Source organism: Pseudovibrio sp. POLY-S9, from assembly GCF_001431305.1.
In the GTDB taxonomy this organism is placed as follows: Bacteria; Pseudomonadota; Alphaproteobacteria; order Rhizobiales; family Stappiaceae; genus Pseudovibrio.
In genome coordinates this window covers 253,977-274,532 of the sequence record NZ_LCWX01000145.1, presented here as the reverse complement: position 1 = coordinate 274,532, position 20,556 = coordinate 253,977, and the positions used below count along the sequence as shown (strand labels likewise).

General features: G+C 51.2%; 17 protein-coding genes. 8 read left to right on the top strand and 9 right to left on the bottom strand.

From position 1 onward, the window contains the following. Window positions 1–63: 63 nt before the first annotated feature. Together PPL9_RS13490 and hrcA are read right to left on the bottom strand one after the other, a co-directional pair. Window positions 64–882 (bottom strand): molybdopterin-synthase adenylyltransferase MoeB, encoded by an 819-nt coding sequence (locus PPL9_RS13490; protein WP_057463162.1) that lies wholly within the window; start codon window positions 880–882, stop codon window positions 64–66. A gap of 16 nt (window positions 883–898) precedes the next feature. Continuing rightward, window positions 899–1,984: a heat-inducible transcriptional repressor HrcA gene (gene hrcA, locus PPL9_RS13485; protein WP_057463266.1), complete on the bottom strand. Its 1,086-nt coding sequence runs from the start codon at window positions 1,982–1,984 to the stop codon at window positions 899–901. A gap of 191 nt (window positions 1,985–2,175) precedes the next feature. On the opposite strand from hrcA, the gene rph reads away from it, so the two are divergent. The 6 genes from rph to PPL9_RS13455 all read left to right on the top strand — a co-directional run bounded on the left by rph (window position 2,176) and on the right by PPL9_RS13455 (window position 8,113). Next, complete coding sequence (rph, locus tag PPL9_RS13480) at window positions 2,176–2,895, top strand: ribonuclease PH (RefSeq protein ID WP_082596820.1); 720 nt, start codon at window positions 2,176–2,178, stop codon at window positions 2,893–2,895. After that, window positions 2,895–3,536 carry an RdgB/HAM1 family non-canonical purine NTP pyrophosphatase gene (gene rdgB / locus PPL9_RS13475; RefSeq protein WP_057463161.1) on the top strand — a complete coding sequence of 214 codons (642 nt, stop codon included), beginning with the start codon at window positions 2,895–2,897 and terminating at the stop codon, window positions 3,534–3,536. The genes rph and rdgB overlap by 1 nt, the downstream gene beginning before the upstream one ends. Before the next feature lie 78 nt (window positions 3,537–3,614). Beyond that, complete coding sequence (gene hemW, locus PPL9_RS13470) at window positions 3,615–4,778, top strand: radical SAM family heme chaperone HemW (RefSeq protein ID WP_057463160.1); 1,164 nt, start codon at window positions 3,615–3,617, stop codon at window positions 4,776–4,778. Between the two features lie 333 nt (window positions 4,779–5,111). Beyond that, on the top strand, window positions 5,112–6,671 hold the full coding sequence (phaZ, locus tag PPL9_RS13465; protein ID WP_082596818.1) for a polyhydroxyalkanoate depolymerase: 1,560 nt from the start codon (window positions 5,112–5,114) through the stop codon (window positions 6,669–6,671). 108 nt (window positions 6,672–6,779) lie between these two features. Further along, window positions 6,780–7,193, top strand: a complete 414-nt coding sequence (locus PPL9_RS13460) for a DUF2852 domain-containing protein (RefSeq protein ID WP_057463159.1) — start codon at window positions 6,780–6,782, stop codon at window positions 7,191–7,193. Window positions 7,194–7,369: 176 nt separating this feature from the next. Then, complete coding sequence (locus PPL9_RS13455) at window positions 7,370–8,113, top strand: SprT family zinc-dependent metalloprotease (protein ID WP_057463158.1); 744 nt, start codon at window positions 7,370–7,372, stop codon at window positions 8,111–8,113. Here the strand turns inward: PPL9_RS13455 and PPL9_RS13450 are convergent, their stop codons facing one another. The 7 genes from PPL9_RS13450 to rsmI form a co-directional block, all read right to left on the bottom strand. Further along, the gene (locus PPL9_RS13450) at window positions 8,114–10,516 is read right to left on the bottom strand and encodes a PBP1A family penicillin-binding protein (RefSeq protein WP_244273392.1); all 2,403 of its coding nucleotides are present in this window, start codon (window positions 10,514–10,516) and stop codon (window positions 8,114–8,116) included. Window positions 10,517–10,811: 295 nt separating this feature from the next. Continuing rightward, window positions 10,812–11,654: a GNAT family N-acyltransferase gene (locus PPL9_RS13445; protein ID WP_152986692.1), complete on the bottom strand. Its 843-nt coding sequence runs from the start codon at window positions 11,652–11,654 to the stop codon at window positions 10,812–10,814. 360 nt (window positions 11,655–12,014) lie between these two features. Continuing rightward, window positions 12,015–14,252, bottom strand: coding sequence for a response regulator (locus tag PPL9_RS13440; protein ID WP_208989353.1), 2,238 nt, complete (start codon window positions 14,250–14,252; stop codon window positions 12,015–12,017). A 64-nt stretch (window positions 14,253–14,316) separates the two neighbouring features. Continuing rightward, window positions 14,317–15,843, bottom strand: a complete 1,527-nt coding sequence (locus tag PPL9_RS13435) for a YifB family Mg chelatase-like AAA ATPase (RefSeq protein ID WP_057463156.1) — start codon at window positions 15,841–15,843, stop codon at window positions 14,317–14,319. 179 nt (window positions 15,844–16,022) lie between these two features. After that, a complete protein-coding gene (gene gshB / locus PPL9_RS13430; protein WP_082596816.1) occupies window positions 16,023–16,997 on the bottom strand; it encodes a glutathione synthase in 975 nt (324 codons plus the stop codon). A 118-nt stretch (window positions 16,998–17,115) separates the two neighbouring features. Further along, window positions 17,116–17,523 (bottom strand): YraN family protein, encoded by a 408-nt coding sequence (locus tag PPL9_RS13425; RefSeq protein WP_152986685.1) that lies wholly within the window; start codon window positions 17,521–17,523, stop codon window positions 17,116–17,118. After that, window positions 17,489–18,409: a 16S rRNA (cytidine(1402)-2'-O)-methyltransferase gene (gene rsmI / locus PPL9_RS13420; RefSeq protein WP_057463259.1), complete on the bottom strand. Its 921-nt coding sequence runs from the start codon at window positions 18,407–18,409 to the stop codon at window positions 17,489–17,491. The genes PPL9_RS13425 and rsmI overlap by 35 nt, the downstream gene beginning before the upstream one ends. Window positions 18,410–18,766: 357 nt before the next feature. On the opposite strand from rsmI, the gene PPL9_RS13415 reads away from it, so the two are divergent. Both PPL9_RS13415 and PPL9_RS13410 read left to right on the top strand, forming a co-directional pair. Further along, a complete protein-coding gene (locus tag PPL9_RS13415) occupies window positions 18,767–19,999 on the top strand; it encodes a penicillin-binding protein activator (RefSeq protein WP_057463155.1) in 1,233 nt (410 codons plus the stop codon). 159 nt (window positions 20,000–20,158) lie between these two features. After that, window positions 20,159–20,524 (top strand): hypothetical protein, encoded by a 366-nt coding sequence (locus tag PPL9_RS13410; protein WP_057463154.1) that lies wholly within the window; start codon window positions 20,159–20,161, stop codon window positions 20,522–20,524. The last annotated feature ends 32 nt before the right edge of the window (window positions 20,525–20,556 follow it).

Genomic DNA, 20,556 nt, shown 5'->3' with positions numbered 1-20,556 from the left:
AAGGCCGGGATCGGCGGGGAAGAAATTCTCCGCCGTTTTCTTTTGTAACTCAATTACGCTGGATCAGCCGTGCTCAATTTCCAGCATTTCACTCCATGTTTTTGGAGTGTCGCCGTTGAGCGGGTTCTTTGTAGTGCGTTTGTACTTGATGGTTTCAAAATGCATGCTCAGTGTGTCTGCCAGCAACAAGCGCCCAACCAGACCTTCACCAAACCCAACGATTTCCTTGATCACCTCAAGCGCCTGCAATGTGCCAACCAGGCCTGTCAAAGCACCCAAAACACCCGCCTCTGTGCAGGTTGGTATGGAGCCAGCCTCAGGGCGTTTGGGGAACAGGCAGCGATAAGTTGGGTTGATGTAGTTGCCCTCATCATCGCGCTCAAATGGTTTCAGCAGCGTAACAGAGCCGTCAAACTGACCCACAGCAGCCGTAACTAAAGGACGGCCAGCATAAAAGCACGCATCCGAAACGAGATAGCGAGTGGCAAAGTTATCAGAGCCATCAACCACGATATGGTAATCGTTGATCAACGCCATGGCATTTTGCCCACTAATGCGTGTCGGATGCGGAACAACGCGCACATTCGGGTTCAGCCGAGCGATCGCCTCCGCCGCACTGGCAACTTTAGGCTCGCCAAGCTTCTCCGTGTCATGGATGATCTGACGCTGAAGGTTAGACAGTGAAACAACATCATCATCAACAATGCCGATGGTGCCGACGCCAGCCGCCGCAAGGTATTGCAGAACCGGCGCACCAAGCCCCCCTGCTCCAATCACCAAAACACGCGCAGCTTTTAGTTTTTGTTGTCCCGGGCCACCAACATCCCGCAGGACAATGTGGCGGGCATAACGTTCCAGTTCAGAAGCTGTAAGGGAAAGCAATTGGGACTCCAGTAGTTTAACCGAGCATACGGCTCACCAGTCGGGCTGTGTAATCCACCATGGGAATGACACGCGCATAATTGAGACGAGTCGGCCCGATAACACCAAGAACGCCCACAACGCGCTGTTCACTATCGCGGTATGGAGACACGATCAAGGAAGAACCGGAAAGCGAGAACAGCTTGTTTTCTGACCCGATAAAAATACGTACGCCTTCGCCGCCCTTTGCAAGATCGAGCAGGCGGATCAGCTCACTCTTGTTCTCCAAATCATCAAACAGTAAGCGAATACGCTCCAGATCTTCCTTCGCACCCACGTTTTCCAGCAGGTTGGAGCGTCCACGCACGATCAGTGTTCCGGGATCATTCTTGTCCCCACCCCAAACAGCAACACCTGCATCCACCACTTTGGACGTCAGCGTATCCAGCTCGGCTTGAAATTCGTTTCGCTGCCGAACTAGCTCAGATTGCGCATCGGCTAGCGTGCGGTTTCTGATGATGGAGTTGAGGTAATTCGAGGCTTCGGTTAATGCAGACGGTGGCAAGCCAGCAGGCAGATCGACAACACGGTTTTCAACGGAACCGTCCTCACTCACCAGCACAACAAGCGCTTTAAGCGGTTCAATCTGCACAAACTCGATATGGCGAAGGGTGGTGTCCGTCTTGTTGGAAAGAACAACCCCCGCCCCGCGGCTCAAACCAGATAACATCTGACTGGCTTCGGTCAGAACTTGTTCCGGTGTTTTCTCACCACCTTTAGCCTTCACCTGAACGGCAATCTGCTCGCGCTCTTCCTTGGTCAGATCGCCAACTTCCAAAAAACCGTCCACGAACAGACGAAGACCAGACTGCGTCGGCAAGCGTCCAGCACTGGTGTGCGGAGAGTAGAGCAGCCCATGGTGCTCCAGATCTGCCATTACGTTGCGAATAGAGGCCGGAGACAGAGGTTGCGAAAGCCCGCGTGCAAGGTTGCGAGACCCCAACGGTTCGCCGGTATCAAGGTAGTTCTCGACAATGCGCCGGAAGACCTCACGGGAACGTTCATCAAGATCCTCAAGAGGGACAGAAGGAGGAACGCTCGTCACGGTATCGGTACTCCACATCAACAGCAGGTTTGGGCCAAAGCCTGTATTCAATCCCTAACACAGGACAATTGAACAGCCAAAACTCATTTTTAGCAGAAAATAGCCTCTCAAACCAAAACCAGCCTTTGCGCTAACGGCAATCCGCAGCTAAAAGATCCGCAATACCATTTGTGAATTTGTAGCTATTAAGCAACCCGAGGGAGCTTGCCTTGAACCGTCCATCCAAACGTACACCAGAAGAAATGCGTCCAGTCAGCCTGGAGCGCGGTGTTGCCAAACATGCCGAAGGCTCCTGCCTGATCAAATTCGGCGATACCCATGTTCTGTGTACCGCAAGTTTGGAAGAGCGTGTTCCGCCGTGGCTCCGTGGTCAGAACCGTGGCTGGGTAACTGCAGAATACGGCATGCTGCCACGCGCAACTCATGACCGTATGCGCCGTGAATCCTCCGCAGGCAAGCAGTCTGGCCGTACTCAGGAAATCCAGCGCCTCATTGGCCGCTCTCTGCGTGCTGTCGTTGATCTGGGTGCTCTGGGCGAGCGTCAGATCTCCGTTGACTGTGATGTCATTCAGGCAGACGGCGGCACCCGTACAGCGTCTATCACCGGCGCTTGGGTTGCTCTGCACGACTGTCTGAAATGGATGGAAGCGCGCGACATGGTCAAAACCGATAAGGTTCTCAAAGACCACATCGCAGCGATCTCCTGCGGCATCTACGAAGGTACTCCGGTTGCTGATCTGGATTACATCGAAGACTCCTCTGCTGACACTGACGCAAACTTCGTCATGACTGGCAAAGGCGGCATTGTTGAAATTCAGGGTACTGCTGAAGGTGAGCCATTCTCCGAAGAAGAACTCGGCCAGCTCATGGGTCTTGCAAAACAGTCCATTTCCAAACTGGTTGAACTGCAGAAGCTGACGGTGCTCTGATGCAGGCAGACACAACAGAAAACCGCCGCCTGGAACCTGGCAAGCTCGTGCTTGCCAGTCACAACAAGGGCAAGCTGCGCGAAATTCAGGACATGCTTGCACCGCATGGCTTTGAAGTTCTCTCTGCTGGTGATCTGAACCTGCCAGAGCCAGTGGAAGATGGCGACACGTTTGAAGCAAACGCTGCGATCAAAGCACTTGCTGCGGCAACGGCCACTGGCTTGCCAGCCCTTGCGGATGACAGCGGTTTTTGTGTAAACGGCCTGAACGGCGATCCGGGCATCTACTCCGCACGTTGGGCTGGGCCAGGCAAAGACTTTGGCGTTGCCATGCAGGCCGTGCAGGACAAGCTGACCGAAACGAACGCAACAGACCGGACTGCTTACTTCGTTGCTGTGCTGTGTATGGCATGGCCGGATGGGCACACTCAGTTCTATCGTGGTGAGATCCATGGCGAACTGGCATGGCCTCCGCGCGGTCTGGAAGGCTTCGGCTACGATCCAATGTTCGTTCCGGAAGGTTTTGATAGAACCTTCGGTGAGATGGACAAACAAGAAAAACACAAAACAAAAGAAGGCGAAGCGCTGTCTCATCGCGCCCGTGCCTTTGTTAAGTTTCAAAAAGAGTGCTTGCCGGCGTAATACGCGTTCCCGAAAAGTGGCTTCCAGTTTTCGGATAAGAACTCGTGCAAATGAGCTGGCAAACGCAAAGGAAAAAGAATGACTGTGTCACCGGTTGGCGGCTTTGGGATTTACGTGCATTGGCCTTTTTGTTTGGCAAAATGCCCATATTGTGACTTTAACTCCCACGTGCGCCACCAGCCGGTTTCGCAGGAACATTACGCCAAAGCTCTGGCAACAGAGCTGGCACGTTATGCGCAGATGGTGCCGGGTCGCACGGTTGACTCCGTCTTCTTCGGCGGCGGCACGCCATCTTTGATGGAGCCGAAAACCGTTGAGACAATCCTCAATGAAGTTGCGCGCCTCTGGCATCTGCCGTCCACCGCTGAAATCTCCATGGAAGCCAACCCAACCAGCGTGGAAGCAACCCGCTTTGTGGGCTACAGATCTGCAGGTGTAAACCGCCTCTCCGTCGGTATTCAGGCGTTGGATGACAAGGAACTGAAGATCCTTGGTCGCCAACATTCTGTTTCGGAGGCGATTCAAGCTGTTGAAATTGCGCGCAAAACTTTCCCGCGCATCTCGTTTGATCTGATCTACGCCCGCCCAAATCAAACCTTGACGGCATGGGAGCAAGAGCTCAACCGTGCTATCGATCTGGCCGCTGATCACCTCTCCATGTATCAGCTCACCATCGAAAGCGGCACCATGTTCCAGCGCTTGTATGCGGCTGGAAAGCTGGAGATGCTGGACCCTGATCTAGCCGCAGACATGTTTGATCTGGCGCAGGAGGTTACAGCAGCACGCGGTTTGCCGGCCTATGAGGTCTCAAACCATGCGGCGCCTGACACTCAGTGCCAGCACAACCTCATTTACTGGCGTTATGGTGATTACGTCGGTGTTGGACCGGGTGCACACGGCCGATTGACGCTGGAAGATGGCACCAAGCTGGCAACCTCGACTGAAAAACATCCGGAAACATGGCTAGGCTTAGTTGAAAGTCAGGGCCACGGCTCTATTTCTGAAGACATACTTGGTCATGGCGAGCAGGGTGACGAGTTGTTGTTGATGGGTATGCGATTGCATGAAGGCATTGACGTACCACGTTATGAACAGCTCTCTGGCCGTCAGTTCAATCCGCAGAGATTGTTAAATCTGCAGGAAAACGGCATGGTAGAATGGGTAAGCAACACTCGCCTGCGTGCAACGCAAGCTGGCTTTCCCCTACTGGATGCCGTAATTGCTGAGCTGGCTTCCGATTAGCATTCCCAAATAAAATTCATTAGCGATTTCAACTTAGTGAAATAATTGCAGTCGAATTACTCGATTCGATTGGGGTATTAATTTACATATTGTGCAATGCAACATAATTGATTACACTGACATGTACCTCAGCGATGGTGAAGAACCTATTGATCTTCAATGCAAGTTAAGGTTGGTTTGAATTTCTCCATGAGTCTATGTTGCTGAAAAGGTATAGAGCTGTCTATACTTTTGCGGTGCAGCACTTAGGGCTAAAGTGTATTCGTGTTGCGGAAATCAAGAATTACATGAACAAGAGTTGGCTGAAGCGAACGTCTTGGGAGGAAACATTCTGTGCTGTTCTACCACTTGTATGAAATGAACCATGCAGCGATGTCCCCTGTCCGGGCTGCAGCAGACATGACAAGATTGTGCTTTCAGAACCCGCTCAATCCCATGTCACACACGCAGGTTGGTCGCACGGTTGCTGCATCCTGTGAGATGCTTGAGCGCGTAACCCGTCGTTATGGCAAGCCGGAGTTTGAGCTCGACACCACTGTCGTGGATGGTAAAGAAGTAGACATCACGGAAGAAATCATCTGGGCGAAACCATTTTGCGGCCTGTTACACTTCAAGCGTGATTTACCTCAAAGCAGAAAAGACGATCCTAAAATTCTGATCGTCTCACCCATGTCTGGCCACTATGCAACTCTTCTGCGCGGCACTGTTGAAGCCTTACTGCCAAATCTGGATGTTTACATCACGGACTGGGAAGACGCGCGACAGGTGCCTGTAGCTGATGGCCGTTTCGACCTGGACGATTACATCGAATACATCATGCAGATGCTGCATTATCTGGGGCCAAATACGCACGTTCTGGCGGTTTGCCAGCCATCCGTTCCAGTTTATGCCGCCGTTGCCTTGATGGAAGAGAACGGAGACAAATGCGCTCCGGCGACTATGACGCTGATGGGTGGCCCAATTGACACCCGCGAAGCGCCAACCGCCGTGAATGATCTGGCCGTCGAAAAAGGTATCGATTGGTTCAAGCGCAATGTTGTTATGGAAGTTCCTTTCCCCCACAAAGGCTTCACACGACAGGTTTATCCGGGCTTCCTCCAGCTCTCTGGCTTCATGAGCATGAATCTGGACCGGCACATGGTTGCCCATCGCGATTTCTTCCAGCATCTGATTGAGGGTGATGGTGACAGCGCTGAGAAGCATCGTGACTTCTATGATGAATATCTCGCTGTTATGGATCTGACCTCCGAATTCTATCTCCAAACCGTGGAGACCGTGTTCATCGAGCATTCGTTGCCAAAAGGCGAAATGATGCATCGTGGCAAGATGGTTGATCCGAAAAAGATCACCGGCACGGCGCTGTTTACCGTTGAAGGCGAAAACGACGACATTTCTGGTGTTGGCCAAACCCAAGCGGCTCAAAAGCTGGCTGAAAACATCCCATCCAACCGCCGGTTGCACTACATCCAGCCCGGTGTAGGCCACTACGGTGTGTTTAACGGTTCAAAGTATCGTTCTGAAATCGCGCCACGTATCGTCAAGTTCATTCAGGATAATCCAAGAAACGTGCGTGCGGAGCAAGTTTCCAAACGTGCAGCGAAAAAGACCCTGCGTGAAAACACCTCTGAGAAAATTGCGGGTGATCCACTACGCGAAATCCTGCTTGCTGAGCCAAAAGGCGCTGCAGATGACCTGCAGTTGATCAGCGGTGTTGGACCTAAACTAGAGCGGGCTTTGAACGGCGCAGGTATCTTCCACTACTGGCAAATTGCAAATCTGACAGAACATCAGGCCGCGGCGCTGGACGATCGTTTGGATATTCGCGGACGCATGGTTCGGGATAATTGGGTTGAGCAGGCACGCCGTCTCAACGAAACAGTGCATTCCAACTGAACGTAAGTGAAGATAACCCATCGTCTAATAAAATTTCATTCTATCTCTTGAAAGTAAAATAAAATCATCCCATCTCAAGCTTGTTGATTTGAGAAAGGGGTGATTTTAATGAATGTAAATGCAATAAAACCCTCCTGGAATCCTCTAAGTATTGCACTTATGGTTCTTGGATTCGTAGTTTTCTGGCCTCTTGGCCTTGCTATGCTTGCCTACATCTTATGGGGCGACAACTTTAATGGCTGGAAGCGTGAAGCTAAATGCCAGTGGAATCGTAGCAACTTGAAAAATACGATGGACAATATGCAAAATGCGACCCGCAGCGGTAATGCTGCATTTGACGACTACCGTGAAAAAGAGCTGACCCGCTTGGAAGAAGAGCGCAGAAAGCTTGATAGCATGCGTCAGGAATTCGACGATTACATGAACGACCTGCGTCAGGCTAAAGATCAGGAAGAATTCGACCGATTCATGAGAAACCGCCACAACCGTCCAGGCGAGCCATCTGCTGGTGAAGCAATCTAGTGGTTCTCAAAGGCTCATAACAAGCATCTGGTGCTCTGCTTTTGCAGGGCACCCTTTTGTGCGTTGAGGCTTACTCGCAAAGCAACACACTCGCTAAAGTAATTCGCACTGGTCGACTTTCAAATCGCCCCTTTCTCTGCAATAACGAGAGCGGCTAGTGCAATTTTTGAGGTGATATGGGGTTCTTTGCGACAAAGGTTTTGCCAGAGTTTATTGAGGTGGATCTGGGGAATAAGCCTCTGCAAATCCGCCTGAAACGCAACTCCAGAGCAAAACGCTATATCCTTAGAATTCCCCCAGGAGATCCAACACCTGTCATCACTGTTCCTGCTCGCGGCAATCTGAAAACAGCCCAGGATTTCGCCAACCGGCAAGTCGAGTGGCTGAAGCAAAGATTGGGTTCTCGTCCGAATACCATCAAATTTGAAGAGGGTGCCCGCATCCCTATTAAAGGTGTCCTGCACACCTTGCGGTCTTCTGGCAAACTGCGTGGGCTTGCGAAGCTTGACCTTGAAGAAGAGACGGATGAACCGCTGTTGTTACTGCCTGGAGAAACCCAAAGCTTTCACCGCAAAACCAAAGACTTCCTGCGGAAGTTAGCTAAAGAAGATCTTGAGGCACACGTACAGCACTTCACGAAGAAGCTTGAACGCAACTATCATAGCATCACACTACGAGACACTAAGAGCCGTTGGGGATCCTGCTCGTATGATGGGAAACTATCGTTCTCCTGGCGCCTTGTGATGGCACCACCCGACATTTTGGAGTACGTAGCCGCTCACGAAGTTGCTCACTTGGTGAAACTGGATCATTCACCAGAGTTCTGGCGTGTTTGTGAGCAGTTAGCACCCCACACAAAGCAAGCCCAACGCTGGCTCAAAGAGCACGGCTCTCAACTTCACCTTTACGGACAAGAATAGCTAGCCACCGCCAAACAACCTTCCAAGCAGGTCCAGAGGGCTTGTGCTGGTGTTGTTTTGCGGGCGCGGAGCTGTTGTTGCTTGAATTGCAGGCCTTGGTGGCTGTGGTTGCTGAGGAGCTGCCACAAATGTTGGTTGACGACGCTTAGGCGCAGTGCCCGGTTTCAACAATGGTGATGTTTCGGCAAGATTAATCGGCACACCCGGCAGTCTGGCAATCGGGATACCCTGATGCTCTGTCTCCATCACCCATGCCCAGATTTCTGCTGGCAGTGTACCCCCACTCACCTTCTTCATTGGCTTGTTGTTGTCGTTTCCAAGCCAAACCGCAGTGGTGAGTGAGTTTGTATAACCAATGAACCACGCATCTTTGTAGCCTTGCGTTGTACCGGTTTTGCCTCCCGCCGGTCGTCCAGCCAACAGCGCGCGTTTTCCTGTGCCTCCATAGACTGTTTGTGCCATCATAGTATTGATTTCACTCAGCTTATCTCCGCGAACAACGCGTCCTGTACCATCACCGGAACGGCGATAAAGCACTTTACCATGTTCATTTCGAATTTGCCGTACCACATGAGGAACGACACCATATCCGCCATTGGAGAAAGGCACATACGCAGCTGCAATCTCAAGCGGGGTAACCTCTGAAGTTCCAAGAGCGATGGACGGATTGGACTTGAGCGCAGATGTAATGCCCAGACGACGTGCTGTACGCGCCACGTTGGCCGGACCGACCTCATGCGCCAGCTTTGCTGCAACGGTGTTGATCGAAAATGCAAGCGCTTGCGTCAGTGTCACATCGCCGTAGTATCGCTTGGTGTAGTTCTTCGGCGTCCAGCCCCTGTAGGTGACACGAGCATCCCTGCGGACAGTATTAGGGGTCATACCCCGTTCCAATGCCGCAAGATAAACAAACGGTTTGAAGGCGGATCCCGGCTGTCTGCGTGCATAAACAGCGCGGTTGAACTGGCTTTTCCGATAATCAACACCACCAACCAGAGCACGGATTGCACCGCTGCGATTGAGCGTAACAACCGCGCCTTGAGTGACATTAAACTCTCGGCGAGACTCCGCAATTCGAGTGGTCAGCGCTGTCTCTGCCGCTTGCTGCATATCCCAATCGATGGTGGTATCGACGATGATGTCTTCACCAATAGAGCCGACGAAGCCGGGTAGCAACTCCATCACGTAATCAGCAACATAATTGCCACTGCTACTGTTGTGGCTTGTAACCACGTGCGCTGGGTTGAACAATGCGTTCTTGGCGTCATCAGCGGTGATGAAGCCAGCCTTGTGCATTGATGCGATCACCACCTGCGCACGACCTTCTGCAAGAGCGGCATTGCGTGTGGGTGCATATTTACTAGGTGCTTTCAGAAGTCCTGCAATGGTTGCCGCTTCAGCAAGATTGATGAGATGAGCGGATTTGCCAAAGTAAACCCGCGAGGCGGCATCAACACCATAAGCCCCGGCACCGAGATACACCCGGTTAAGGTACATCTCCAGAATTTCGTCCTTGCTGTAATTCCACTCCAACCACAGCGCCATCACCACTTCCTGCATCTTGCGTTGCATGGTGCGCTCAGGCTTTAGGAACAGGTTCTTCGCCAGCTGCTGTGTGAGTGTTGATCCGCCCTGTACAGTTCGCCCGCTGGTGTAGTTGACAAATGCAGCGCGGGCGAGACCAATTGGATCGATGCCGAAATGATACCTGAACCGCCTGTCTTCAATAGCCATTACAGCTTCAGGCAGATACGTAGGCAACTGCTCAAGACGGACGGCCTCTCCGCCGGTATCTCCACGATTGGCAATCAAAGTGCCGTTTGCTGAAACGATGCGCACGTTAGGTGGGCGTTGCGGAACAGCCCACTCCGATGCTGGTGGCAAATGCGCAGCGTAATAGGTGAGAATACCGCCAACAACGACGATCCCCCAAATGCCAAGTACGACGCTCCAATACATGGAAAAGCGAAAGGACTTCCACAAGAACCGTCGAAACTTGCTTTGGCTCTTTGGCTTGCCAGAGGAGGTTGCTGCATCAAGAGCTGCCAGTGTCTGTTGACGTGCCTTGCGGCTAGGCTTTTTGGCAGGCTTCTTGACTGGCGCTCCTTGCGCAGGTCTGGGACGTTGAGGTGCAGGTTTTCTGGCCTGTGCCGTTGGGTTTTGCGGTGAAGAGCGTTGCCCTGATGATGATTGCTTGCTTGGAGCGTTGGTTTTGCTCGGGCGGCGAATATAATCTTCCACCTCGTCCGGACGCAATGCGACGCCTTGTAAGCGTGGGCGTTGAGGTTGTGCTGGGCGTTTAAGACGCTGTCCCTCAGGGTGTTGAGGCGGCCTGCCGGAAGGGCGTTGCCCGGGGCGCACTGGCCTCCGTTTTTTGCCATTTCCATTTTGGCCTGTCGCCATAACTTTAAAACACCCCAGTACCAATCACTCAAATTTTGGGCAAATATTGCCATTAAAGATTGAGCAAGCCTGAACAAACTCAGGCTACTGACCACTTGGGAGGGAGGTCGCAACCTGGATACAAAACACGAACGATTTTAGGGAAACACGCTTAATTGAGCGTTAAGCTATTGAGGTGAATTGCGCGGAGTTGGCCGGGAAATGCCACAAATATGAAGAGATGTTAGCGCTTCTACGCAAATAAAAAAGGGCGGAAACCCGCCCTCTCCATTTTGAGATACTAGTAGCTCTGTGATCAGCTGGAATACCGGCTGGCATCTTGACCATAGTAGTTCACATAGCGTGAGTTCAGCTTGGACACTGGCATGATGATCAAAACATCAGTGGTACCGAACTGGTGATCAACAACTGCTCCGTTACCGATATAGGCGCCAAGGCGTAGATATCCTTTAATCAGCGGTGGCAGAGAACGTAGCGCAGCGCGTTGATCCACCTGATCTTTCGCAATGCGGTTCATTTCTACATACTGGTCCGGCAGTGCTGATACATGCCATTCTTCTGGCGCACTAGCAAAATGATGCAGGAAGGAAAGCTGCTCAGCAAGAAGATCAGGATCAGTACCTTCGATAGAGGCACAGCCAATCATAACATCTACATTATTCGTCAGCACATAAGACCAGATGCCATGCCATAGCAATTCTACGGTCTTCTTGGTGCGATAAGGTTTCAAAACACAAGAACGACCGAGTTCCATGAAATTCAGATCACTGTGACGATCCAGAATCCCTTGAATATCAAACTCGCCTGCTGTGTAGAAACCGCCATTGAGCTGTGCAAGTTCCTGACGGAGCAATCGGTAAGTGCCTACGATCTGCGGCTTGAGTTTGGAAAATGGTTTGTTGCGAACCTGACTGTTGTGATCAACGACCAATAGATGATCACAAATCTCGTCATAACTGTCGCGATCAAGACGCGATAACTGAGTTTGTGCATCTGCAATAGCGGACATCTCTTCGTAAAACACTTCGTAGCGTAAACGCTGAGATTGCTTGAGTTCTTTGGCTCCGTTGGAAAGACGAACCTCGAGTGGGCCGACCTTACCGAGGCTTTGTCCTGCCTCCGGCATTTTTCCAAGCATTGCCTGAGGGATCCACCGCGGCGCAGGTCGCCCTGACAGCTTACTCGGTGTGAACTTTTTTAGGACTTTCATCGGGGAAATATGTCCAGATCCAGCCATACTATTATTATCTCATATTGCTTAGGTGCTTAAGAAACATTGCAATAATGAGAACGCCTTTCTGAATTTGCACCAATTGAGTCACCCATGTCAATTTTGGGTAGTCAATCTGTGATATAAGCCCATTTTAGGACAGTTGAGTGACACAACACCAACATTTACCCGCGTAACGACGCTCACATTTGCTAAACAATGCTGCGGTCGCGGTTAATCTGAGTATAACAACCGCCTCGTGATATTGAACAGGCTAAATATACCGAGCTATCCCTTAGCATAGCGTTTTAAAACAGCCTCGAGATCCTGCTTTTTTAGGGGTTTGCTTAAAAAACCGTCTGCTCCGGCCTTAATAGCCTCTTCTTTTGCCTCCGGCATAACATCTGCTGAAACAACATAAATTGGCACTTGCGACGCAGATTTGTCTTCCCTGCCTCTAATTTTGGAGATGGCTTCAAGTCCATCCAGACCGGGCATGTGCAGATCCATAAGCACAATATCAAACGTGCCGCTGGCACAGAGCGAAACAGCCTTATGCCCATCCTCCGCAAGCTCCGATCTGTGGCCCAGTTTGTCCAGTAGTGCTTGAACCAGCATCCAGTTAATTGGATTATCTTCGGCCACTAATACATTGAGATTTGTGTTTTGGCCTTGCTGTATAGGCGCCACCTCTTTTTCTATTACATCGTTATCTACCGCGTCAGTCTGCAGCAAACCGGGGGAGAGTACCCGAAGCAGTGAGCTGCGACGAACAGGACGGGTCAAGTAACCAGAAAACTCCCCGGTCTTGATATCTGCAATCCGCGCCCGCTCCTGTGGTTTAATGAGGACAAAGATCTCCGGTGCACTCTCAGATTGCTGCCCATAGAAATTGCGAATGCGTTCTACATATTCTTCACCAACAAGCAAACGGTCAAATTGTGTCGTAAGAGGCAAACCTTCAAGTTCATCTGCTGCCAGAACCTTGGTGTGATTGTAACCGCTTGTGCTCAGCGTTTTATAGACGAGGTCGGCCTCAATCTGATTACTGGTTATGATCGCGATACGATTATCATGGTCTTTTACAAAGTCCTCTGAAATCTCATCAACTGGCATCTCAAGAAGGAAAGTGGAGCCACAACCCAGTTGGCTCTGAACGGTGAGAGAACTTCCCATAAGCTCCGCGAGTCGTTTGGAAATTGCCAAGCCCAGGCCAGCTCCATCGAACTTACGGTCACGCCCATATTCACTCTGTTCAAATTCCCGGAAGATGCGAGCTGCTGTAACGTCATCCATACCGGGGCCAGTATCTTGAACAGCGAACTCCAGTAGATGATGGCCTGTGGTATCCGTAGCGACTTGCAGGACTAAAGAAACTCCGCCTTCTTCTGTAAATTTGATCGCGTTTCCAACTAGATTGTATAGGATTTGCTGCAACCGTGCGGGGTCACTCTGGATGGTTTTTGGTACGGCTGGATTGATAAATGAACCAATCTGCAATCCCTTTGCATGGGCTTTGGGAGAGAGCAGCTCCACAACGCGTTCCACTAACGGAGCAAGCTCAACATTGCCAGTCTCCAACTCCAGCTTTCCTGCTTCGATCTTGGAATAATCAAGTACCTCATCAATGAGCATCAAAAGTGTGGAGCCTGAAGTTCTGATCGCATTTATGTAATTTTGCTGCTCTGCAGTGGTTGTCGTGTCATCCAACAAATCTGCCATGCCCAAGACACCGTTTAGGGGGGTGCGAATTTCGTGACTGACCATCGCAAGGAAGCGAGATTTTGCCTCGCTGGCATTTGCTGCATGGTCGCGATCTTCTCGCAGCTTTTGCTCAGCTTGTCGCCTATCTGTGACATCCGTCAGGATCCACTGAATGATAGGAGCTCCACCGCTGCCATCGCGAATGCTCAGGCGCAGGAGTGAATACCAGCGGGTGCCATGTTTTGTACGCAAAGCAACGTCTTCAGTAGTCCCAGCAGCCCCTTCCTCAAGATCAGGAGTAAAGTCTTCGGCATAAGGCAGATGTATAGCCCTTCCGATCTCAACTCCAAACCCAGTCGGAAAATTGCGTTTTCCTGCATCATTGACGGACAGCACCACCCCATTGCTATCACAACGGATCACGATAGCGCCCAGCGCATCCAGAATGGAACGATGCCGATCATCCGCTTCACGTAATTGCCAGTCAGTATCGCTAGCTAGTTCAGACGGGTCTTCAAGTTGCTCCACTTCACTCTGGATTTGAGCTGTCTTCCAACTTTGTGCGATAACATCACTTGCTGGAAACCGGCGAAACAAGACAGCGCCAGCTCCAAAAGCAAGCAACACAACATAGAAACCTTGTAAGGACTGCCAATCGGTCAGCAACAACGCAATCAGCAAGCATATAACGCCCACGAAAATGGAGAGGCTCTTTAGAACAAAGGAGGATTTCTCGGTGATTTCGCTTTGCTTAATCAGAGACACGCGAGCCTGAGTAACAACATGGGTGCTCTCCTCAGTTTTCAGTCTCCGTTTCAACACAGCTTTTGCTCCACCCGAACTATTTCGGTTAATCAGTAAAATTCAATTGGTAGGATATAACAGATTATGCAGCGGCCAAATAGGCTGAAGAGCGTTTGAAGCTCAGGGCCTCGGCCAGGTGAATACGCTGAACGGACTCTGACCCGTCCATATCTGCGATTGTCCGTGATAGTTTCAAAACACGATGGTATCCACGTGCAGAAAGACCAAATTGTATGGAGGCCTGTTCAATCAACTCTTTACTGCCTTGATCCAATGCAACAATTTGCTCGATGGTCCGTGCACTGGCATGTGCGTTGACTGTGATATCTAACCCAAGAGAGGCATAGCGAGCTTGCTGTATTGCACGAGCACGCGCAACACGTTGAGCAACCACCTGCGAACTCTCAGAAGTGCGCGGGCTGATCAGGTCTCTTGCAGAAACCGCGGGAACATGTAGTTGCAGATCCATCCGGTCAAGGAATGGCCCGGACACTCGCGACTGATAAGAACTGGCGCATTTATCGCCTCGCCTGCAAGTGTGTCCCGGTTCTCCCGCATACCCGCAACGGCAAGGGTTCATCGCAGCAACCACTTGCACTATGGATGGGTAGCTCACGCGATAATTGGCTCGCACAATCGTTGCCACACCGTTCTCAATAGGTTGTCTCAAGCTGTCCAAAACGGAACTATCGAATTCTGGCAATTCATCCAAAAAAAGCACACCATTGTGAGCCATGGACACTTCACCGGGTCTGGCCTTTATGCCTCCGCCAACCAGTGAGGCCATGGATGCAGAATGATGCGGTGCTCGGAAGGGGCGTTGATTGCTCAAAGCGCCATCTTCCAACTCGCCTGATATGGAAGCGATCATGGATACTTCCAGAAGTTCGCGAGCTGAGAGCGGTGGCAAAAGAGCGGGTAACCTGCTTGCGAGCAAGGTCTTTCCAGAACCTGGTGGGCCAACCATCATCAGGTTATGAGAGCCAGCTGCAGCAATCTCCAGTGCCCGCTTCGCTGTTTCCTGACCTCGAATATCGGCAAGGTCCAGTGAACTGGCAACTTGTGGAGAGCTACGCGGTTTTGGGGCAGAAAGAGTAATATCACCTTTCAAGGCGCGGTAGAGCTGAACCAGTGATCCCGCGGCCATAATCTTCAGGTTCTCATCCGCCCATGCCGCTTCAGAGCCGCAACTTGCCGGACAGATCAAACCTTTCTCGTTTGCAACAGCAGCGATTGCAGCTGGGAGGGCTCCGTTTACGTGCGAAATGCTGCCATCCAGTGAGAGCTCACCTAGTACGAGGAAGCCTTCGACAGCTTCCGCAGGCAGTGCCCCCATCGCCACCAAGAGGCCAAGTGCAATTGGAAGGTCATAATGAGATCCTTCCTTGGGCAGGTCAGCCGGAGCAAGATTAACCGTCACACGTTTGGCTGGTAGCGCCAGGCCGGAGGCTATGAGTGCTGAGCGAACCCGCTCTTTGCTCTCTGCAATTGCCTTGTCAGGCAGGCCAACAAGAGTGAAATAGACGGATCCGGGGCTAATCTGGACCTGCACGTCAACATTTGCAGCGTCGACACCCTGAAAGGAAACGGTAGAGATGCGAGCAAACACCTGACACTCCTGCGGCCACAATTAATCATCATTGTAGTAATTAAGCAGGAACGAATGAGAAACACACAAGCCTTGAATACTCAGAAATACGAAAGCTCCCATAAGAAGCTCTACCTGAATTCTCGGAGTTCATGATGAAAAAGAAAAGCCCTGTTGAAGAACAGGGCTTTTGTTACTTTTTAGGCTTCCAGCTTTTTTTCAAGCACATCCCAGACCATACCGGCTACATCTGGCCCGCCCAGCTTCTGGATCGCTCGAATGCCAGTTGGGGCAGTCACGTTGATTTCAGTGAGGTTTCCGTCAATCACATCGATTCCAACGAGAATGAGTCCCTGCTCTTTCAGTGTCGGCCCAAGGCGTGCGCAAATCTCTCTTTCGCGCTCGGTCAGGTCACTGTCTTTTGGAGATCCGCCACGCACCATGTTGGAGCGTAAGTCACCTTCTGCAGGCACACGGTTTACTGCACCAGCAAACTCACCATCAACCAGGAGAATCCGCTTATCACCGTGCTTCACATTCGGCAGAAACTTCTGAATGACCCAAGGTTCGCGAAACGTGACGGAGAAGAAGTCGTAAAGAGACCCATAGTTCAGGTCATCCTTGGTCACGCGGAAAACAGCAGCTCCACCATGCCCAAACAGCGGCTTCATCACGATGTCGCTATGGATGTTGCGGAACTCATCAATCTCCTTGCGATCATGGGTGATCAGCGTTGGTGGCATCAGGTCCGCAAACTGGGTCACAAACAGTTTCTCTGGTGCATTACGCACAGAGACTGGATTGTTCAGAACGAGCGTTGTCTCGGAAAGCTTTTCGAGAATGTGGGTCGCAGCGATGTAAGCCAGATCAAATGGAGGATCCTGACGCATCAGAATGACGTCCATTTCAGACATGTCAACGCGCTGCGGTTCACCAAAACTGAAGTGATTGCCTGCTTCGTCGCGCACGGTTACCGGCTCAACGCGGCACATAACCTTTTCACCCCACAGCGCCAGACGCTCTGGTGTGTAGTGATACAGTTCATAACCACGATCCTGCGCTTCTAACATCAGAGCAAAAGCACTGTCGCCCGCAATGTTGATGGTAGAGATATGGTCCATCTGTACGGCGACTTTAAGCGGCCGCTTGGCACCAGAAGAAGCTGCTTGGGACATGAGGCACTCCTGAAATAACGCTGGGATAGAAATCCATGTAAATAAAAATGGATGTTAGCTGCAGATATGTGGGTCAGAAAGCAATTTGTCTACATTTTTGCGATAAAATATTTGTTTCCTAAAAAATTTCAGCTTCAAAAAGATTAGGAAAGTGTTGGGCTTCTCCGTGTTTGGGAAGAATAACCGCATCAAATCGCAAGGTTTTTCCAACCACATCGTTGTGATGCGAAACCCATTCTCGGGCGGCATTTGCAATCCTTCGTTGAGAGCGTTGCGTGATTGCATATAAGCCATCATCCACACCCCGCCTGGCTTTCACCTCTACAAACACGATCGTCTGGTCTTGTTCGGCGATCAAATCGATCTCGCCCTGCTTGGTTTTGTAGCGTCTTTCAAGAATCTGCCAGCCTGCTTGGCGAAGCAGCATCTCTGCTTTCAGCTCCGCCTGCAGTCCTTTTCGATAAGCAGCCTGCTTCTTAAGAAGGTTGCTTTTAGTCGCTCTCGGGCTCTTCTGCCGTTCCTGCATTTTTCAGCTCCATAGCACGGGTATAAATCGTCTTTCGATCCACCCCGGTTGCTTTGGAGACTTTCTTCGCTGCTGCGCTCACTGGCATTTCTTTCAATGCCTCGAGCAACAGTTCGTCTGCATCAACCTCGGTCAGTTCTTGCTCTTCAGGTGGTGAAACAAGAATAACAATTTCTCCCTTAGGGCGATCCCCCGAATAGAAATCACTCAGTTCTGCAAGGGTACCACGCTGGAAGGTCTCAAACCGCTTGGTCAGCTCACGTGCAACAGCAGCCTTACGCTTCCCAAGAATTTCAGTCATGTCGACAAGAGAAGCCCCAACTCTGTGAGGGCTCTCATAAAACACCAGTGTCGCCGGAATATCTCTCAGTTCTTCAAGACGTTTCTTTCTGCCGTGGGTCTTATTGGGCAGAAAACCAGCAAACAAAATAGTGTCAGAGGGTAAACCGGCGCCAACCAGACCGCTCAACATGGCTGAGGCACCTGGAATTGGCACCACCTTGTGTCCGTGCTCTACCACATCACCTACAAGCCGAAAACCTGGATCAGAAATGAGCGGCGTACCAGCATCGGAAACCAATGCAACGGCTCGTCCAGCACCCAATGCCTCCAAAATCTTAGGCAGTTGTCTGTGGGCATTGTGCTCATGATAGGTCATCATCTGCGTGCGGATGCCATAACGCTGTAACAAAACACCCGTCACACGGGTATCTTCGCAGGCAATAAGATCGCAAGCCGCCAAAGTTTCCAGCGCACGGATTGTGATGTCCTGCAGATTGCCGATTGGGGTTGAAACGATGTGCAGTCCCGGTTCAATCCGTTTAGCCGTTAGCGAATGCTCGCTAATGTAGTATTTCCGCTCAGATGCAGCTTCGGAATGATCCATGGTCGCCTCGTGAAAGCTCCAGAATGGAGCAAGTTTTGCACAGTAGAGAGTGCACATCTAACCAACAAACCGCAAAATGACTAATTACAACGGGGAGTTTTTGACAGAATCCTTAAAAAAATCGCGGATTTCCTTGGGTTGAGGCTGTATTAACTGCGTTGGATCTGTAGAAATAAACCAAACTAAGGCGCATCTCCGAGAAGTGGGGTCCGGTTTTCGGATAAGAGTATGCGTAAAATAATCGATTAGAGCATGGCGCGGGAACAATCGCGACGAGTTCTAAATGTAAATTGCCGGATTTCGTCCCTTGCAAAATGAGGGATTGATCGAACGGCCTTCGGAATAGATGGGGCATCCATGAGCTTAGGATCAGCCACACTGCGTGGAATGAGCTTCCGCAAACTTGTGACAGGGGCTGCACTTGGCGTCTCCTTCTTGTTGGCTGGCTGTGTTAATTCACCTAACTTCTCATCGGTGAACACTCCTTTTCAGCCTGATTTGAACCCGAACGGCCAGCCGCAACTGGTTTCAGGCCGTGCCATTGGCAATGGTTCTGTTCGTGTTGGCCTGTTGTTGCCATATTCTGGCGAAGGCCAATCCGCTTCTTCTGTTGCCACTCTTTTCGAAAACTCCGCCAAGCTTGCACTTGAGGATTTTCAGGGTGCTGACATCCAGCTGCTCGTAAAAGACACTGGCGGAACCTCACAGGGTGCAAGCATTGCTGCTCAGCAGGCGATCAGTGAAGGCGCAGAACTCCTTATCGGTCCGGTTTTTGCCCCAGCTGTTCAGGGGGCTTCCGCTGTTGCGAGACGCTCTGGTGTTCCAATCGTTGCATTCTCCTCTGATACCAATGCAGCAAAGCCGGGCACGTACCTGCTCAGCTACCTGCCAGTATCTGACGTAAACCGCATCGTGTCTTACGCGGCAGAACAAGAGCGCGGTTCCTATTCTGCGCTGTTGCCAAACAATGCCTATGGTGCAGTGGCTGAAGCTGCATTCCGTCAGGCTGTTGGGCAAACAAATGGCCGTATCATCACCATCGAGCGCTATATCCCGGGCAATGCTGAAGACATCCGCGCCCGCGTTGCCAGCCTGAGCCGCTCTATTTCGCAGGTGGACACTCTGTTTGTTCCTGAAGGGGGCGGTGTTCCTCCGTTTGTGATGCAGGTGATGACCGAAATGGGTGCAAGCCTTGGTGAAGTGAAGATGATCGGCAGTGGTCAATGGAACACACCGGACATCCTCCAGTCCCCTGTCATGGTTGGCAGTTGGTTCCCGGGTCCGGATAACCAGAGCTTCGAGCGTCTCGCGACCCGTTACCGCGAAACCTACGGCTCCCAGCCACCGCGCAACGCGTCCTTGGCTTATGATGCAACCATTCTGGCCGCTGGACTGGTCCGCTCCGCTGGGCCTGATCGTTTCTCTGACCGTGTGTTGACCAATCGTGATGGTTTCCTCGGTATTGATGGTATCTTCCGCTTCCAGCAAGATGGCCTGAATGACCGTGGACTTGCGGTTTATGCTGTTTCTGGCAAGAGAACTGCAGAACCAATTGCTCCAGCACCTCGCAGCTTCTCCGGCCAATTCTAGGCTCTGGAACTTCTGATGCTGAAAGCCTCGCTCGCAAGAGCGGGGCTTTTTTGTGTTTAGCTCTGAAAACTCTCTCCAATTGCACCTGTTATCTTGGGGCTGTGGTGATCGAAAAAGCCTAATCTGCATTGGCAAAATCGCCATTAGAGGCAAGGAGCCATGCAGGAACTACGCTTTCATCATGTCGGTATTCCAACCAGCGAAAAGCTGCCGGAAACGCACCACAACAAAACCCTCAAACTCACTGCAACAGGCTATTTTGAGGGTCCCTATGCCATTGAGTGGATGAACTTTGATGATGACAACCCACTCCCCGAGATAATCAAGACAACCCCTCATGTTGCCTATGTGGTTGATGACCTTACCGAAGCTTTGCAAGGTAAGAATGTTATTTTGTCTCCGGAAAGTCCGGCCAAAGGCGTTTGGGTCGCCTTCATTCTGGAGGGCAGAAACCTCATCGAACTCATGCAATTTGACAAGCCCGAAGAAGAAATTTGGCCTCATCCCGGAAAATTCAGGATCTGAAGGCGCTGCACTTTTACCGCGATTTACCCAAT

Coding starts and splice junctions, on each gene's coding strand:
- rsmI (WP_057463259.1), bottom strand. CDS start 18,409: ATGGATCATTCCGAAGCTGCATCTGAGCGGAAATACTACATTAGCGAG.
- PPL9_RS13425 (WP_152986685.1), bottom strand. CDS start 17,523: ATGCAGGAACGGCAGAAGAGCCCGAGAGCGACTAAAAGCAACCTTCTT.
- PPL9_RS13455 (WP_057463158.1), top strand. CDS start 7,370: ATGGGGTTCTTTGCGACAAAGGTTTTGCCAGAGTTTATTGAGGTGGAT.
- PPL9_RS13460 (WP_057463159.1), top strand. CDS start 6,780: ATGAATGTAAATGCAATAAAACCCTCCTGGAATCCTCTAAGTATTGCA.
- PPL9_RS13415 (WP_057463155.1), top strand. CDS start 18,767: ATGAGCTTAGGATCAGCCACACTGCGTGGAATGAGCTTCCGCAAACTT.
- PPL9_RS13410 (WP_057463154.1), top strand. CDS start 20,159: ATGCAGGAACTACGCTTTCATCATGTCGGTATTCCAACCAGCGAAAAG.
- hrcA (WP_057463266.1), bottom strand. CDS start 1,984: ATGTGGAGTACCGATACCGTGACGAGCGTTCCTCCTTCTGTCCCTCTT.
- rdgB (WP_057463161.1), top strand. CDS start 2,895: ATGCAGGCAGACACAACAGAAAACCGCCGCCTGGAACCTGGCAAGCTC.
- gshB (WP_082596816.1), bottom strand. CDS start 16,997: ATGTCCCAAGCAGCTTCTTCTGGTGCCAAGCGGCCGCTTAAAGTCGCC.
- PPL9_RS13450 (WP_244273392.1), bottom strand. CDS start 10,516: ATGGCGACAGGCCAAAATGGAAATGGCAAAAAACGGAGGCCAGTGCGC.
- hemW (WP_057463160.1), top strand. CDS start 3,615: ATGACTGTGTCACCGGTTGGCGGCTTTGGGATTTACGTGCATTGGCCT.
- PPL9_RS13445 (WP_152986692.1), bottom strand. CDS start 11,654: ATGCTTGGAAAAATGCCGGAGGCAGGACAAAGCCTCGGTAAGGTCGGC.